This window comes from Burkholderia cenocepacia (assembly GCF_014211915.1).
Taxonomy (GTDB): Bacteria; Pseudomonadota; Gammaproteobacteria; order Burkholderiales; family Burkholderiaceae; genus Burkholderia; species Burkholderia orbicola.
This window is the reverse complement of record NZ_CP060039.1, coordinates 992,632-1,008,164: the sequence shown is the minus strand read 5'-3', so window position 1 is coordinate 1,008,164 and position 15,533 is coordinate 992,632. Positions and strand designations below refer to the sequence as shown.

General features: G+C 67.9%; 13 protein-coding genes and 1 pseudogene. 6 read left to right on the top strand and 8 right to left on the bottom strand.

All coding sequences use genetic code 11. From position 1 onward, the window contains the following. The first annotated feature begins 244 nt into the window (after window positions 1–244). Complete coding sequence (gene ychF, locus SY91_RS04745; protein ID WP_006477050.1) at window positions 245–1,339, top strand: redox-regulated ATPase YchF; 1,095 nt, start codon at window positions 245–247, stop codon at window positions 1,337–1,339. Between the two features lie 150 nt (window positions 1,340–1,489). On the opposite strand, the gene SY91_RS04740 is transcribed toward ychF, so the two are convergent. The 4 genes from SY91_RS04740 to SY91_RS04725 all read right to left on the bottom strand — a co-directional run bounded on the left by SY91_RS04740 (window position 1,490) and on the right by SY91_RS04725 (window position 6,385). Continuing rightward, window positions 1,490–2,689: a glycosyltransferase family 87 protein gene (locus SY91_RS04740; protein WP_023475761.1), complete on the bottom strand. Its 1,200-nt coding sequence runs from the start codon at window positions 2,687–2,689 to the stop codon at window positions 1,490–1,492. A gap of 230 nt (window positions 2,690–2,919) precedes the next feature. Beyond that, entirely contained in the window at window positions 2,920–4,311 is a 1,392-nt protein-coding gene (gene gabP, locus SY91_RS04735; protein ID WP_006477053.1) for a GABA permease, read from the bottom strand. A gap of 376 nt (window positions 4,312–4,687) precedes the next feature. Beyond that, a complete protein-coding gene (locus tag SY91_RS04730) occupies window positions 4,688–5,032 on the bottom strand; it encodes an MmcQ/YjbR family DNA-binding protein (protein WP_006477054.1) in 345 nt (114 codons plus the stop codon). An 81-nt stretch (window positions 5,033–5,113) separates the two neighbouring features. Beyond that, the gene (locus SY91_RS04725) at window positions 5,114–6,385 is read right to left on the bottom strand and encodes an MFS transporter (RefSeq protein WP_023475757.1); all 1,272 of its coding nucleotides are present in this window, start codon (window positions 6,383–6,385) and stop codon (window positions 5,114–5,116) included. A 204-nt stretch (window positions 6,386–6,589) separates the two neighbouring features. On the opposite strand from SY91_RS04725, the gene gcvA reads away from it, so the two are divergent. The 3 genes and pseudogenes from gcvA to ettA all read left to right on the top strand — a co-directional run bounded on the left by gcvA (window position 6,590) and on the right by ettA (window position 9,751). Next, window positions 6,590–7,507: a transcriptional regulator GcvA gene (gene gcvA / locus SY91_RS04720; protein ID WP_006477056.1), complete on the top strand. Its 918-nt coding sequence runs from the start codon at window positions 6,590–6,592 to the stop codon at window positions 7,505–7,507. A 99-nt stretch (window positions 7,508–7,606) separates the two neighbouring features. Next, a pseudogene (locus tag SY91_RS04715) lies at window positions 7,607–7,914 on the top strand (DUF3761 domain-containing protein). 169 nt (window positions 7,915–8,083) lie between these two features. Beyond that, a complete protein-coding gene (ettA, locus tag SY91_RS04710; protein WP_006494122.1) occupies window positions 8,084–9,751 on the top strand; it encodes an energy-dependent translational throttle protein EttA in 1,668 nt (555 codons plus the stop codon). A gap of 141 nt (window positions 9,752–9,892) precedes the next feature. Here ettA and SY91_RS04705 read toward each other — a convergent pair whose 3' ends face one another. The 4 genes from SY91_RS04705 to SY91_RS04690 all read right to left on the bottom strand — a co-directional run bounded on the left by SY91_RS04705 (window position 9,893) and on the right by SY91_RS04690 (window position 13,229). Continuing rightward, on the bottom strand, window positions 9,893–10,516 hold the full coding sequence (locus tag SY91_RS04705; RefSeq protein WP_006477058.1) for an HAD family hydrolase: 624 nt from the start codon (window positions 10,514–10,516) through the stop codon (window positions 9,893–9,895). Beyond that, the gene (locus SY91_RS04700; protein ID WP_006477059.1) at window positions 10,513–11,064 is read right to left on the bottom strand and encodes a cysteine hydrolase family protein; all 552 of its coding nucleotides are present in this window, start codon (window positions 11,062–11,064) and stop codon (window positions 10,513–10,515) included. The genes SY91_RS04705 and SY91_RS04700 overlap by 4 nt, the downstream gene beginning before the upstream one ends. A 77-nt stretch (window positions 11,065–11,141) precedes the next feature. Continuing rightward, entirely contained in the window at window positions 11,142–12,956 is a 1,815-nt protein-coding gene (locus SY91_RS04695; protein ID WP_023475756.1) for an aminopeptidase P family protein, read from the bottom strand. A gap of 18 nt (window positions 12,957–12,974) precedes the next feature. Continuing rightward, entirely contained in the window at window positions 12,975–13,229 is a 255-nt protein-coding gene (locus tag SY91_RS04690; protein ID WP_006477062.1) for a hypothetical protein, read from the bottom strand. A 171-nt stretch (window positions 13,230–13,400) separates the two neighbouring features. Between SY91_RS04690 and SY91_RS04685 the strand changes: the two genes are divergently transcribed. Continuing rightward, the gene (locus tag SY91_RS04685; RefSeq protein ID WP_023475755.1) at window positions 13,401–14,165 is read left to right on the top strand and encodes a response regulator transcription factor; all 765 of its coding nucleotides are present in this window, start codon (window positions 13,401–13,403) and stop codon (window positions 14,163–14,165) included. 26 nt (window positions 14,166–14,191) lie between these two features. Continuing rightward, window positions 14,192–15,490 (top strand): glutamyl-tRNA reductase, encoded by a 1,299-nt coding sequence (gene hemA, locus SY91_RS04680; protein ID WP_006477063.1) that lies wholly within the window; start codon window positions 14,192–14,194, stop codon window positions 15,488–15,490. The last annotated feature ends 43 nt before the right edge of the window (window positions 15,491–15,533 follow it).

The following is a 15,533-nucleotide window of genomic DNA, read 5'->3' as shown; positions in this document are numbered from 1 at the left end:
GCCGCGGGGCCAAACCCTTACGCGGCCGGACTTTGCGGGAAATCAGCAGAATCGCGGGCCGGTGCGCCCGCGCGGCGGCCCGCCGCATCGGCCGTTCGGCGGCAAGCCCGGAATCCGGGGCGCCGGCACGGTACAATAGCGTCTTTGACCGTCGGCCCGCCGCGCTCCACGCGCCGGCCGCCCCTTTTTTCCCGCGCCGCCGTGCCCTGTCCGGCCGCGCCGCCTCACCCGTCCGAAGGATTCCATGAGTCTCAAATGCGGCATCGTCGGCTTGCCCAACGTCGGCAAGTCCACCCTGTTCAATGCGCTGACCAAGGCCGGCATCGCCGCCGAGAACTACCCGTTCTGCACGATCGAGCCGAACGTCGGCATCGTCGAAGTGCCCGATACGCGCCTGAAGGCGCTCTCCGAGATCGTCAAGCCGGAGCGTGTCGTGCCGGCCGTCGTCGAATTCGTCGACATCGCGGGCCTCGTCGCGGGCGCGAGCAAGGGTGAAGGCCTCGGCAACCAGTTCCTCGCGAACATCCGCGAAACCGATGCAATCACGCACGTCGTGCGCTGCTTCGAGGATGACAACGTCATTCACGTTGCCGGCAAGGTCAGCCCGATCGACGACATCGAAGTGATCAACACCGAACTCGCGCTCGCCGACCTCGGCACCATCGAGAAGGCGCTCACGCGCTATTCGAAGGCGGCGAAGTCGGGCAACGACAAGGAAGCGGCGAAACTCGTCGCGGTGCTCGAAAAGGTGCGCGCGCAACTCGACCAGGGCAAGGCCGTGCGCGGCCTCGCGCTGTCGGACGACGAACAGGCATTGATCAAGCCGTTCTGCCTGATCACCGCGAAGCCGGCGATGTACGTCGCCAACGTGAAGGACGACGGCTTCGAGAACAACCCGCACCTCGAGGCGGTGCGCAAGTACGCGGAAAGCGAAAACGCGCCGGTGGTCGCCGTATGCGCGGCGATCGAGGCGGAAATCGCCGATCTCGACGACGCGGACAAGGAAGCATTCCTCGCCGACATGGGCATGGAAGAGCCGGGCCTCGACCGCGTGATCCGCGCGGGCTTCAAGCTGCTCGGCCTGCAGACCTATTTCACCGCCGGCGTGAAGGAAGTGCGCGCGTGGACGATCCACATCGGCGATACCGCTCCGCAAGCGGCCGGCGTGATCCACACCGACTTCGAGCGCGGCTTCATCCGTGCGCAGACGATCGCGTTCGACGACTTCGTCACGTACAAGGGCGAGCAAGGCGCGAAGGAAGCCGGCAAGATGCGCGCGGAAGGGAAGGAATACGTCGTGCACGACGGCGACGTGATGAACTTCCTGTTCAACGTCTGAGCGCATCACCCCAGGCGTAGTACGGCAATACACGGAAAACCCCTTGCGGCCTCGGCGCCGCAAGGGGTTTTCTGTTTCATGCGCCCGGCATCGTTCCGCTCGGGTCGACCGACTGCAGCAACATGCGCTCACCCGCTCACCCGGCAACCGCTACGCAGCCACCAGCGCCGGCTCGCGACTCCGGCGCACGATCATCGCGAGCAGCGCGACGAGCATCGCCGACGCGACCGGCCAACCCGTGCCGCTGATCACCGCGACGAAGGCCTGCGCCGGCGCGAGCCAGGCCAGCACGACGATCACGATCTCGGCTCGGCGCAACGGGACGTTCCGCGCGTCCAGCAACAGGAATGCAACCGGCAACACCAGCCAGAGCAGGTCGTAGTACACATAGTAAGGCTGCACGAGCAGCGTACCGGCGGCCAGCGCGGCGGCGCGGAGCGCGAAGCGCGAGCGGCGAATCCAGACGTCGGCGACCGCCGCGACCGCCAGTACCCCGACGACCGCATGCACGGCATAGGCTGGCCCGACGGACAGCCCGGCTGCCCGGGCGAGCGAGATCGTCGACGGCATGGCCCGCCGAAGCGTGTCGCCGTACTCGACCACGTTGTGGTGGAACGCCGGCATGAACGCGAAAAACGCGGCCCACGCCCGCACGCCAAACGCCGCCAGCGACACCGCGACGATGCCGGTGCTGAACGCGCCGGCCGATATCAACGCCTTCCAGTGACGGCCACAGATGAGCGCCAACGGGAACAGCACGCCGAATTGCGGCTTCACGATCAGCACCGCAATGCATGCGCCCGCCAGAACCGGGCTCGATTCGAGCAGGAGCAGCGCCGCGGCCGCCGCCGCGACCGTCATGAAGGAATTTTGCATCGTGAGCGCCGCGCCGAGCAGCCCCGGAAATGCGGCAATCGCGACGCGCAGCTGCGTGTCGAGCGGGCGCACGACACGCGCGACGACCGCCGCATAACAGGCGATCTGCAGTGTCGCGAACACCACGAGCGCGAAGACGAACGGCACGAAGCCGAACGGGAGGATGACGAGCAGGAACGTCGGCGGATACGGCCACGGAGCGAAGTCGTCGAACGGCCGCAGGGCGGCTTCGATCGGCTGCATCCACCCGGGCGAGAAGATCGCCGCGGCGCCGTGCTCGATCGCGACACGGGCCGCCGCCCAGAAAATCGCGAAGTCCGAGCCGACCATCGGGGACGAGCGATCGTGCCAGCCGTAGTACCTCATCGCCCAGACAGCCAGCACGACGATCTGCAGCGCGAGTACCGCGGCTGCATACGTGCCGACGCGCCGCGCGTCGACCGCGCGACTGCCCGATCCGTGCACCGTCCCCATCGCCCACCCCCGCGATTTTTCTTCTCGTCGAGTATAGGCGACGATCGTTTCGGCAGACGACGTTCCCGCCGACACGCAGCAGCGCGCGTCGCCCAGGATCGATGCCGCGCGGCCGGTACTCGCAACGACATCCGTCCGTCGTCGAAAGCAAAATGGCCCGGCCGGCAAATGCCGGTCAGGCCATGTTCATGAGCGGGGCCGCCGCCCCGCCGTTACATCATTCGATCAGATCACGTCGCCGACACCCGGCGCCCCGCGTTCGCCCGCGCATCGCGGCCGCGCTTGTTCAGCCACGACGCGAGCAGCACGATCAACGCCAGCACGGCCGTCGCGCCGACTTCCATCCGGTGCTCCTCGCTGACGAACATCACGGTCAGCGTGCCGCAGATGAACAGGATCACGGCCCACGTGAGCCACGGGAACAGCCACATCCGCAGCGTCAGGTCCGCGCCGCCCGATTCGAGCGTCTTGCGCATCCGCAGTTGCGAGATCGCGATCACGAGATACACGAGCAGCGCGATCGCGCCCGACGTCGCGAGCAGGAAGCCGAACACCTGCTCCGGCATCAGGTAGTTCGCGATCACGGTCAGGAAGCCGAACGCGGTCGACGCAAGCACGGCCGCACGCGGCGTGCCGGTCGAATCGGTGCGATGCAGGAAGGCGGGCGCGTCCTTGCGCCGGGACAGCGAGAACAGCATCCGCGACGCGGTGTACAGCGCCGAATTCAGGCAGCTCGCGACCGACACGAGCACGATCACGTCGATGATCGCCTTCGCGTTCGGGACGCCGATCAGCTCCATCGCGCGCTGATACGAGCCGTGCTTCGGCAGCAGCGGGTCGTTCCACGGCACGATGGCCGCGACGACGAGGATCGAGCCGAGATAGAACAGCGTGATACGCCAGATGACCGAGTTGGTCGCGCGCACGATCTGGCGTTGCGGGTTGTCCGATTCGGCGGCCGCGATCGTCACGATCTCGGTGCCGAGGAACGAGAACATCGTCGTCAGCATCGCCGCGAGCACCGCGCTCGCGCCGTGCGGCATGAAGCCGTCGTGCACGAACAGGTTCGACACGCCCGACACGGCCGGCGCCGGAATGATGCCGACGATCGCCGCACCGCCGATGCACAGGAACACGACGATCGCGACGACCTTGATCAGCGCGAACCAGAATTCGAATTCGCCGTAGTTCTTGACGGAGAAGAGATTGGTGACGGTGAGCAGCAGCGTGATGCCGAGCGCGAAGATCCACGTCGCGATGCCCGGGAACCACGCATTGAGGATGGTCGCAGCGGCGGTCGCCTCGATCGGGATCACCAGCACCCAGAACCACCAGTACAGCCAGCCGATCGTGAAGCCGGCCCAGTGGCCGATCGCGCGATCGGCATAGGTCGAGAACGACCCGCTGTCCGGATGCGCGACGGCCATTTCGCCGAGCATGCGCATCACCAGCACGACCAGCACGCCCGCAATCGCATACGCGAGTATCGATGCCGGCCCGGCTTCCGCGATCGCGTGGCCGGAGCCGACGAACAAGCCCGCGCCGATCACGCCGGCAATCGACATCATCGTCACGTGACGCTGCTTCAGGCCAGTGCCGAGGCCTGTGTTGCTTCCACTCATCTGTCTCTCTCCAAAAAACGGTTCCGGTACGACCGGGTGTCGCGTGAAGGCGGCGCGGGGAGTTGTCGTTCTTGAATCCGGTCGCGGCCGCGCGTGCGTCGCACACGGGCATGGGCCGGATGGGGCCGTTCCGGTCGGGTCGTCCGCGCAGTCTGCGAAGCTGCGGGTGCGATGCGGCGCACCGGGCGCCGGCGCATCGCGTACGCCCGTTCCGTCGGCTGTCGTCAGCCGCCTTCGAAGCGAAGGAGTGTAAGCATCAAACGGTTCTTCACTAAGAACCAATTGAAGAATTTCGATGGAACCACTCGTTGCATCGATACGAACCGATGCAACGCTTGATCCGGTTCCGCAGCGGCCCGCGCGTCCGGCGCGCCGTTCAGTTCGCGCCGCGGGCGGCGTCGTCCCGCCACTTCTCCGGCACGATGGCGCGCCATTCTCGCAGAAGCAGGTTTTTCACGGCGTCGGGATGCGCGGCCGACAGGCGCACCAGCACGATCGGCCAGCCGACATAGTGATCGGTCACGTAATACACGTCGGGCGCCGACTCGATCAGCCATGCGCGCTCGTCGGGGCCGACGCCCTTCACGACGAGCGTGTCGCCGTCCTCGCGCAGCCGCGCGAGCAGCTTGCCCTTCACCTTGAGCGCGGGCGTGCCGTACGACGTGCCGTCCTCGACGCCGCGCCACGCCAGTGCGATCTGCCGGACTTCGTCGAATGTCACGATGCCTCCCCGACCGAGCGTCGATGGTTGACGGTCCGGCCACCCTACCGGAAATCGCGCGACACGCCCAGCCGGGTGGCGCTATCCGCCGGCCGCACGCGCGGCGGCCGGCACACGCCCGGTGGTCGCGACGATCGCGAACGCAATCGCATTCGCGGCGGCGCTCGCGAGGATCGGCACGAGGTAGCCGCCGCCCGCGTCGTAGATGAAGCCGGCGGCGGCCGGCCCGATCAGCGTGCCGAACGCGACGCTCGTGTACAGTATGCCGATGATCGCGCTCACGTTGCGCCCGCCGAAATAGTCCATCACGACCGCCGGCAGCACGGCGACCCAGCCGCCGTAGAACACGCCGAACACGAGCGCGAACCCGGCCAGCGTCGCGACGGTGCCGGCGCCCGCCCACGCGACCAGCGCGACGGCCATGCCGGCGAACATCGCGAGCAGCGACGCGCGGCGGCCGAAGCGGTCGGCCAGGCCGCCGAGGAAGAAGCGACCGGCCGTGCTGCCGACGCCGATCGCGCCGAGCAGCAGCACAGCCGTCGACGGCGCGACGCCGTGATCGAGCGCGTACGGCACGAGATGAACGAACGGGACGAACACGCCGAACGAGCAGACGAGGCAGGCCGCGTACAGGCCCACGAACGGCCGCGACGTGACGGCTTCGCGCACCGTCGCGCCGGCTGGTATGCTCGCGGCCGCGGGCGGGGAAGCGCCGGCATTCCGGCCGCCGCCGTCCCGGGCGACATCGCCGTCCGGCAACAGCCCCCGCCCGCGCGGGTCGTTCTCGATCAGCAGCGACATGCCGGCTCCCAGCACGATCACGAGCGCGGCGAGCGTGAAATACGCGCCGCGCCAGCCGACCTGCGCGATCAGCGCGGACGCGAGCGGCGGCATCACCAGCGTGCCCACGCCGATCCCCGCGACCGCGAGCCCCGACGCGAACCCGCGCCGGCGCACGAACCAGCGCTGGACCGCGCCGACGGCCGGCACGTATGCGCAGCCGACGCCGAACCCGACACCGAGCCCGTACGCGACATAGACCTGCAGCAGCGTATGCGCCGCGCCGGCCGCCGCGAGCCCCGCGCCGGTCAGCAGCATCCCGGCGACGGCGAGCCGCCGCGAGCCGAAACGATCGGCCAGCGGCCCGCTGACGATGCCGAAGCCGAAGTACAGGAAGCCAGCGAGCGAGAACACGAGCGAGATCTGGCCGCGCGACGCGGCGAAATCCCGCTGCAGCGATTCGACGAACGCACTGAACGTATAGGCGCTGCCGAACCCGACGAACGTGACGGCGAACGCGGCCACCACCACGTACCAGCCATGGAAAACGCGTGATGCGCCCGGGCGGTTCATGACGATGCTCCTTTCAGGTTCCACCGGCTGCCGGGCGGCGTCCGGATTGCCCCGTGGATATAGTTGAACTATGTTGATCACATCGGCCGCCGATCGGCACCCGACAGGCAGCCGCGAAACAGGCGATCCGATGCGTCAACGGTACGCGCGCATACACGTCGTCTCAAACGATATTTCGTCGACCTTTCGCTTTAGAAAAACTGAATGACTCGCTCCCGTCTGCCGCCGCTCAACGCGTTGCGCGCGTTCGAAGCCGCCGCCCGCCACTTGTCGGTGAAGTCCGCGGCCGAGGAGCTGTCGGTCACGCCCGGCGCGGTGAGCCAGATGATCCGCACCCTCGAGACGCATCTCGGCGTGCAACTGTTCGAGCGCGTGAACCGCGGCATCCTGCTGACGGCCGCCGGTCGCGACTACCTGCCGCCCGTGCGCAACGCGTTCCGGCAGATCGCCGATGCGTCGCAGCGCGTGTCGGGCGCCGCCGACAGCGGCGTGCTGACGGTGAGCGTCACGCCGTTCTTCGCGTCCGCGTGGCTGGTCCCGCGCCTCGCGCAGTTCCGGCAGGCGTGCCCGGACGTCGACCTGCAGGTTCTCACGAGCCACGCGCTCGCGGATTTCGCGCGCGACGGCGTCGACGTCGCGATCCGCCACGGCCTCGGGCGCTACATCGGGCTGTGCAGCGAACGCCTGTTGACGGTGGAAATCGTCGCGCTCGCGTCGCCCGACCTCGTCGCGCGGCTCGGCATGCCGGCGACGCCGGCCGAGCTCGTCGGCTGGCCGCAGTTGCACGACGCCGAACGCAAGGGCTGGCACATCTGGTTCGGCGCGCAGCGGATCGACGATTTCGGCCCGCCGCGCGGCCCCGCGTTCGACGATTCGGGCCTGCTGCTGCAGGCGATCGTCGCCGGCCAGGGCGCCGGGCTGCTGCCGGCCGCGATGGTGCGCGGCGAGCTGGCGAGCGGCCGGCTCGTGCAGCTTGCCGACGTCGCGTGGCTCGACGATTTCGCGTACTACCTCGTCTATCCGCCGCATCACGCGGAACGGCCGAAGGTTGCCGCGTTCCGCCGCTGGATTCTCGATGCCGCGCAGGCCGACGGCGCGGCGTCGATGACCGGCGCGGCCTAGCGTCGCGCGGCGGCGCCGCGTCGATCCGCTAACATGCGGCGCGGGCCATCGGCTCGACATTGCCCGACCTCGATAACAACGAACCGAACGAGAGAGACCATGCGTGCCCTGCTCCGCCGTGCGACCCATATCGCGACCCTGTCCGCCGCGCTGTTCGTCGCGGGCGCCGCGTTGCCCCTGCCGCGCACGCCTATCGCGCATCACCCGGCTACGGCAACGAAGCCGATCTCGACCGTCACGACACGTATCGCAACCGCGACGGCGAAACCGTGCACGCGCCCGCCCATTCGAAATCAGGGCGCGTGCCGGAGGGTGCGAGCGCGCGCTGCCGCGACGGCACGTACAGCTTCAGCCGTCACCGGCGCGGCACGTGCTCGGGGCACGGCGGCGTCGCCGCGTGGCTGTAAGCGAAGGTCGGCCGAATGGCCTGCACCGCGCCAGCGGCAACCGGCGGCGAAGTACAATACGCGCTCGCACCGCCGCGCCCCGCGCGGCACGCTCCGTACCGAATCACCCGACGCCGCCACGCCCGCGCGCTGCGCGGCCGTCCCAACCACTTCTGACTTTCACACCGAAATGGCCCAATACGTTTTCACGATGAACCGGGTCGGCAAGATCGTGCCGCCCAAGCGCCAGATCCTGAAGGACATCTCGCTGTCGTTCTTTCCCGGCGCGAAGATCGGCGTGCTCGGCCTGAACGGCTCGGGCAAGTCGACGCTGATCCGCATCATGGCGGGCGTCGACAAGGACATCGAAGGCGAAGCCACGCCGATGCCGAACCTGAACATCGGCTACCTGCCGCAGGAACCGCAGCTCGACCCGACGAAGACCGTGCGCGAAGCCGTCGAGGAAGGCCTCGGCGACCTGTTCCAGGCGAACAAGAAGCTGGAAGAAATCTACGCGGCGTACGCCGAGCCGGACGCCGACTTCGACGCGCTCGCGGCCGAGCAGGCGAAGTACGAGGCGATTCTCGCGTCGAGCGACGGCGGCAGCCCCGAGCAGCAGCTCGAAGTGGCCGCCGACGCGCTGCGCCTGCCGCCGTGGGACGCGAAGATCGAGCACCTGTCGGGCGGTGAAAAGCGCCGCGTCGCCCTGTGCAAGCTGCTGCTCGAAAAGCCCGACATGCTGCTGCTCGACGAACCGACCAACCACCTCGACGCCGAATCGGTCGACTGGCTCGAGCAGTTCCTGGTGCGCTTCCCGGGCACCGTGGTCGCGGTCACCCATGATCGCTATTTCCTCGACAACGCGGCCGAGTGGATTCTCGAACTCGACCGCGGCCACGGCATTCCGTGGAAGGGCAACTACAGCAGCTGGCTCGACCAGAAGGAAGAGCGCCTGAAGCAGGAAGAAGCGTCGGAATCGGCACGCCAGAAGGCGATCAAGAAGGAACTGGAGTGGGTGCGCCAGAACCCGAAGGGCCGCCAGGCGAAGTCGAAGGCGCGTATCGCCCGCTTCGAGGAACTGAGCAGCCAGGAATACCAGAAGCGCAACGAAACGCAGGAAATCTTCATTCCGGCCGGCGAACGCCTCGGCAACGAAGTGATCGAGTTCAAGAACGTCAGCAAGTCGTTCGGCGACCGCCTGCTGATCGACAACCTGAGCTTCAAGATCCCGGCCGGCGCGATCGTCGGCATCATCGGTCCGAACGGCGCCGGCAAGTCGACGCTGTTCAAGATGCTGACCGGCAAGGAACAGCCGGATTCGGGCGAAGTCGTGATGGGCCCGACGGTGAAGCTCGCGTACGTCGACCAGAGCCGCGACGCGCTCGACGGTTCGAAGACGGTGTTCGAGGAAATCTCGGGCGGCGCCGACGTGCTGACGGTCGGCAAGTACGAAACGCCGTCGCGCGCGTACATCGGCCGCTTCAACTTCAAGGGCGGCGACCAGCAGAAGATCGTCGGCAACCTGTCCGGCGGCGAACGCGGCCGCCTACATCTCGCGAAGACGCTGATCTCCGGCGGCAACGTGCTGCTGCTGGACGAACCGTCGAACGACCTCGACGTCGAAACGCTGCGCGCGCTGGAAGACGCGCTGCTCGAATTCGCGGGCTCGGTGATGGTGATCTCGCACGATCGCTGGTTCCTCGACCGGATCGCAACGCACATCCTCGCGTTCGAAGGCGATTCGCAGGTCACGTTCTTCGACGGCAACTACCAGGAGTACGAAGCCGACAAGCGTGCGCGCCTCGGCGAGGAAGCCGCGAAGCCGAAGCGTCTGCGCTACAAGCCGATCAGCCGCTGACCGGTGCGGCCCGGGCGCCCGGCCTCGCGCTCACGCGGGGCTGGACACCAAAGGTGATCGAAGGGGGCCGCATCCGGAACGGCACAACGAAAAAGCGGGCCCATGGCCCGCTTTTTTTTCGCCTGGCGCTCGCCCCGCCGCTTACACCAGCGCGCCCAGTTCGCGCAGCCGCGCTTCGGTCGCCGCCGCGCTCGTATGATGAATGCCGTGCCAGCCGAGCGCCGTCGCGGCCGCCGCGTTGTGCACGTTGTCGTCGATGAACACGAGCTCGTGCGGCGCGATGCCGGGCAGGTGCGGCTCGATCCGCGCATGCATCTCGCGGTAGATCGCCGGATCGGGTTTCACGAGCTTCACACGGCCCGACACGACGATGTCCTTGAACCGGCGCAGCACCGGGAAGTTGTCCCAGGCATATGGAAACGTCTGCGCGGACCAGTTCGTCAGCCCGAACAGCGGCATCCCCTGCGCTTCCAGCCGGTCGACGAGCGCCGCGCCCTCGTCGAGCACGCCGCCGATCATCTCGTGCCAGCGCGCATAGAACGCGCGGATCAGCGCTTCGTGCTCCGGAAACTTCGCGACGAGTTCGGCCGTGCCTTCCTCGATCGTCTGCCCGCCGTCCTGGCGGACGACCCAGTCCATCGCGCACACGTGCGTGAGGAACCAGCGACGCTCGGCGGCGTCGGGAATCAGTTCGCGGTAAAGGTACTCGGGGCTCCAGTCGATCAGCACCCCGCCGAAATCGAACACCACTGCCTTGATCGTCATGCGAACTCCGTAGCGAGCACGTCCGCGAGCGAACGCGGCGTCACCGCGTTGCCCGACAGCGAATTGTTGTTCCAGATGAAGTGATGGTGCGCGACGATCTGCGCCGCCGACAGGTGGGCGCGCTCGTTCGTCGTGTGCAGGTCGGACACGACGGTCGTCCGGTAGCCGAGCAGCGCGGCACGGCGCGCGGCCGAATCGACGCAAAACTCGGTCGCATAGCCGCAGATCAGCACCGAGCGGATACCGTGGCGATCGAGCTGCGCCGCGAGCGGCGTGTCGTGAAACGAATCGCTCGCCTGCTTGCGCACGCGCCAGTCGTCTCGACCGACGACCAGCCCCGCATGCAGTTCCCAGCCCGGCGTGCCGGGCACGACGTCGTCGTCCGCGTCGCCGTCGTGCTGCACGAAGCACACCGGCGCGTTCGCCGCACGCGCCGCCGCCGTCAACCGGTTGATGCCCGACACCACGTCGTCGAGCCGGTACGCGGGCTGCGCCCGCTCCACCAGCCCGCGCTGCATGTCGACCACGATCACCGCGGTGTCTGCCATTGCTTGCCCTCGCTGTTATCGGCCGGCCGTCGTTCGATCGTTACCGGATCGCTATCCGGCCGTTACCATGCGTTGCGTCAGACCGGCTGCGTGCGCGCGTCGAGCCACGCCTTCGCGTCGCCGCTCACATGCCGGCCGACGCGCTCGCGCACCGTCGCGTGATACGTGTTCAGCCACGCGCGCTCTTCGTCGTGCAGCATCTCGATCAGCACGCAGCGCGTGTCGATCGGGCACAGCGTCAGCGTCTCGAACGCGAGGAAGTCGCCGAATTCCGTCTTCCCGGCCGCACGGTTCACGACCAGGTTCTCGATCCGGATGCCCCACTGGCCCGGGCGGTACACGCCCGGCTCGATCGACGTGATCATCCCCTCTTCCATCGCCGTGTACGGCTCGGCCGGCGCGTAGTGCGAAATGACCTGCGGGCCCTCATGCACGTTCAGGAAGTAACCGACGCCATGCCCGGTGCCGTGGCCGTAGTCGAGCCCGGCCGCCCACATCGGCGCACGCGCGATCGCGTCGAGCATCGGCGAGCGGATGCCGCGCGGGAAACGAGCGCGCGACAGCGCCATCATCGACTTCAGCACGATCGTGAAATCGCGCCGCTGCAGGTCGCTCACGGTGCCGACCGGCACGACGCGCGTGATGTCGGTCGTGCCCGTCATGTACTGGCCGCCCGAGTCGATCAACAGCAGGCCGTCGCCGGCGATCGTCGCGTGCGACTCCCGCGTCGCGTGGTAGTGAGGCATCGCGCCGTTCGCGTTGAAGCCGGCGATCGTCGCGAAGCTCGCCGACACATAGCCGGGGCGTCGGGCGCGCGCGGCCGTGAGCTTTTCCTCGATCGTCAGTTCGGTGATCGTCTCGCGGTTCACCGCCTGTTCGAACCACGCGAAGAATTCCGCGAGCGCGGCGCCGTCGTGCTCCATCGTCACGCGCACGTGCTCGATCTCGGCGGACGTCTTGCGCGACTTCGCGAACGTCGACGGATTCACGGCCTCGACGAGCTTCACGCCGGCCGGCACGGCCTCGAGCGTGCCGAACGTCACGCGGCGCGGGTCGATCAGCAGCGTCGCGCCGTCGGGCAGCGCCGCGAGCGACGCGCGCGCGGCGTCGTAGGCGCGGACGTCGACGCCATCCTGTGCGAGCGACGCGGCCAGCGCAGGCGGCACCTTGCCGTCGGCGACGAACAGCGTCGCGCGCTCGGCGCCGATCATTGCGTGCGCAACGAACACTGGATTGAAGTTGACGTCGGCGCCACGCAGGTTGAACAGCCATGCGAGATCGTCGAGCGTCGACACGAAATGCCACTGCGCGCCGTGCGCGTGCATCGCGCGGCGCACCTCGGCCAGCTTGCTCGCGCGCGTCGTGTCGGCCTGCGGCGCCACGTGCTCGAACACCGCGTCGCCGGGCAGCCCCGGCCGCTCGGGCCAGATCGCGTCGAGCAGGTCGACGTCGGTACGCAGCGCGATGCCGCGCGCGCTCAGCGCGGCCGTCAGCCCGCGCGCGGCCGCGACGCCGAGCACCGCGCCGTCGACCCCGACCGTCGCGCCGGCCGCCACGTTCTGTGCGAGCCAGTCGACGTGCGGTGCGCTTTGCTGCCCGCCCGTCATCTTCATCAGCTGCACGCCCGTGCCCGCCAGCTCGGCGTCGGCCTGCACCCAGTAGCGGCTGTCGACCCACAACCCCGCGAAATCCGCGGTCACGACCAGCGTGCCGACCGAGCCCGTGAAGCCGGACAGCCAGCGGCGCGCCTGCCAGCGTTCGGGAAGGTATTCGGACAGATGGGGATCGGCGGACGGCACGAGATAAGCGGCCAGGTTCTCGCGGACCATGGCGTCGCGCAACAGCGCGAGACGGGCCGGCACCGGCGAGACTTCGGGGAGACGGGCATTCATGATTTCACCTGAGAGCATTCAGCGACGGGCCGACAGCGCGACCGTCACGGCTACGGCGAGGAACGCGACGCCGGTGCAGACCGGCCATTCGAGCGTCTCGCCATCGTAAAACAGTCCCGAGAGATTGCCGACCATGCGGGCGGCGGCCGCGCCCACGATGCCGACGAGCACCGCGATCCACCACGCGGGCCGGCCCGTGCGCCGCATCGGATGCAGCCAGCGGCCGAACAGCCCGACGGCTGCTCCCAGGACAAGGATTCCAAACCAGTTCATTCGACGCCTTCTATAAATTCAGATTCGTCCCATAGGCGTGAACGTTACCAGCGGCTAGCATCGATTCATCCATCGAACCCGAGACCAGCCGGGCGCCGCGAACATTCGAGTGTAGGGGCCGACTCGACGTTATGGCAAGCGCACACCGGCTGCCATATTGAAGAAATTCTCATGCGAATCGCTCTGATCGATCCGGAGTCGCGTCATACCGCACTCCTGAACCGCCTGCTCTTCGCGGGCGGTCACGTGTGCCACGCATTTCCGTCCGGCGCCGCATTCTTCGAGTGGCTCGCCGCCGACAACACCTGCGACATGCTGGTCACCGGCCACTGGGCCGGCGACCAGCCGGCGCAGGAAGTCATTCCGCGCGCGCAGGCGGTCCTGCCCGGGTTGCCCGCCATCGTCGTGATGCAGTCGGCGCGCGAAAGCGAAATCGTCTCGTGCCTGCACGCGGGCGCCGACGATTGTCTCGTACGGCCCGTGAGCGGGCCCGAGCTGCTCGCGCGCGTCAATGCGCTGAGCCGGCGCGCCGGCGTCCGGCGGCCGCCCACCCGCTCGCGCGAAATGTATGGCGAATACACGTTCGACGCCACGCATTGCCTCGTCCGTTTCGGCGACGCAATCGTTTCACTCACGCCGAAGGAGTTCCGTTTCGCACAGTTGCTGTTCACGAACCTGTCGCGGCCCGTGTCGCGGGCCCACATCCTCGAAACGGTATGGGCGCGCCGCCGCGACATGAAGTCGCGCACGCTCGACACGCACGCGTCCCGGCTGCGCAGCAAATTGCAGTTGCTTCCGGAGCGCGGCTACCGGCTGTTGCCGCTCTACGGCTTCGGCTACCAGCTCGACCGCGTACCGATCGAGCCCCCAAATTCGCGGCCCCGCCATGCCGATGCGCGGTATGCCGCGAGTGAGGAAATCGCTGAAACGCTATAATATGGGGCTAAACGATAGCCCTCGATATGCAACTCCTCACGATCGGAATCAACCACCACACTGCGCCTGTCGCCCTGCGCGAACGCGTGGCGTTTCCGCTCGAGCAAATCAAGCCGGCTCTCGTCACGTTCAAGAACGTGTTCCTCGGCCCGCAGGCGCCCAATACGCCCGAGGCGGCGATCCTCTCCACCTGCAACCGCACCGAGCTGTATTGCGCGACCGACGATCGTGCTGCTCGTGAAGGCGCGGTCCGCTGGCTGTCGGAATATCACCGGATTCCGGTCGACGAACTCGCGCCGCACGTCTATGCGCTGCCGCAGTCGGAAGCGGTCCGGCACGCGTTTCGCGTCGCGTCCGGCCTCGATTCGATGGTGCTCGGCGAGACCCAGATTCTGGGCCAGATGAAGGATGCCGTTCGCACCGCGACCGAAGCGGGCGCGCTCGGCACTTATCTGAACCAGCTGTTCCAGCGCACGTTCGCGGTGGCGAAGGAAGTGCGCGGCACGACCGAAATCGGCACGCAGTCGGTGTCGATGGCCGCCGCCGCGGTGCGCCTCGCGCAGCGGATCTTCGAAAAGGTGTCGGATCAGCGTGTGCTGTTCATCGGCGCGGGCGAAATGATCGAGCTGTGCGCGACGCACTTCGCCGCGCAAGGCCCGCGTGAGCTCGTCGTCGCGAACCGCACGGCCGAACGCGGCCAGCGGCTCGCCGAACGCTTCAACGGCCGCGCGATGCCGCTGGCCGACCTGCCCACCCGCATGCACGAATTCGACATCATCGTGTCGTGCACCGCGTCGACGCTGCCGATCATCGGTCTCGGTGCGGTCGAGCGCGCGGTTAAGGCGCGCCGCCACCGGCCGATCTTCATGGTCGACCTCGCGGTGCCGCGCGACATCGAGCCCGAAGTCGGCAAGCTGAAGGACGTGTTCCTGTACACCGTCGACGATCTCGGCGCGATCGTGCGCGAAGGCAACGCATCGCGCCAGGCCGCGGTTGCCCAGGCCGAGGCGATCATCGAAACCCGCGTGCAGAATTTCATGCAATGGCTCGACACGCGCAGCGTCGTGCCGGTGATCCGTCACATGCATACGCAGGCCGACGCATTGCGCCGGGCCGAAGTCGAAAAGGCGCAGAAGCTGCTCGCGCGCGGTGACGATCCGGCCGCCGTGCTCGAAGCCCTGTCGCAGGCGCTGACCAACAAGCTGATCCACGGCCCGACGAGCGCGCTCAACCGCGTCAACGGCGCCGATCGCGATTCGCTGATCGACCTGATGCGCGGCTTCTACCAGCACGCGCCGCGCTCGAACGACCAGTCCGGCCACTAGCGCCGCCCGGTCGCCCTGCCGCCGCCGCGCATTGTCCTGCCGC

What these genes read in the sequence shown, in the direction of transcription:
- hemA (WP_006477063.1), top strand. Translation starts at nt 14,192, where the DNA reads ATGCAACTCCTCACGATCGGAATCAACCACCACACTGCGCCTGTCGCC.
- SY91_RS04740 (WP_023475761.1), bottom strand. Translation starts at nt 2,689, where the DNA reads ATGGGGACGGTGCACGGATCGGGCAGTCGCGCGGTCGACGCGCGGCGC.
- SY91_RS04705 (WP_006477058.1), bottom strand. Translation starts at nt 10,516, where the DNA reads ATGACGATCAAGGCAGTGGTGTTCGATTTCGGCGGGGTGCTGATCGAC.
- ychF (WP_006477050.1), top strand. Translation starts at nt 245, where the DNA reads ATGAGTCTCAAATGCGGCATCGTCGGCTTGCCCAACGTCGGCAAGTCC.
- SY91_RS04700 (WP_006477059.1), bottom strand. Translation starts at nt 11,064, where the DNA reads ATGGCAGACACCGCGGTGATCGTGGTCGACATGCAGCGCGGGCTGGTG.
- SY91_RS04690 (WP_006477062.1), bottom strand. Translation starts at nt 13,229, where the DNA reads ATGAACTGGTTTGGAATCCTTGTCCTGGGAGCAGCCGTCGGGCTGTTC.
- ettA (WP_006494122.1), top strand. Translation starts at nt 8,084, where the DNA reads ATGGCCCAATACGTTTTCACGATGAACCGGGTCGGCAAGATCGTGCCG.
- SY91_RS04725 (WP_023475757.1), bottom strand. Translation starts at nt 6,385, where the DNA reads ATGAACCGCCCGGGCGCATCACGCGTTTTCCATGGCTGGTACGTGGTG.
- gabP (WP_006477053.1), bottom strand. Translation starts at nt 4,311, where the DNA reads ATGAGTGGAAGCAACACAGGCCTCGGCACTGGCCTGAAGCAGCGTCAC.
- SY91_RS04695 (WP_023475756.1), bottom strand. Translation starts at nt 12,956, where the DNA reads ATGAATGCCCGTCTCCCCGAAGTCTCGCCGGTGCCGGCCCGTCTCGCG.
- gcvA (WP_006477056.1), top strand. Translation starts at nt 6,590, where the DNA reads ATGACTCGCTCCCGTCTGCCGCCGCTCAACGCGTTGCGCGCGTTCGAA.
- SY91_RS04685 (WP_023475755.1), top strand. Translation starts at nt 13,401, where the DNA reads ATGCGAATCGCTCTGATCGATCCGGAGTCGCGTCATACCGCACTCCTG.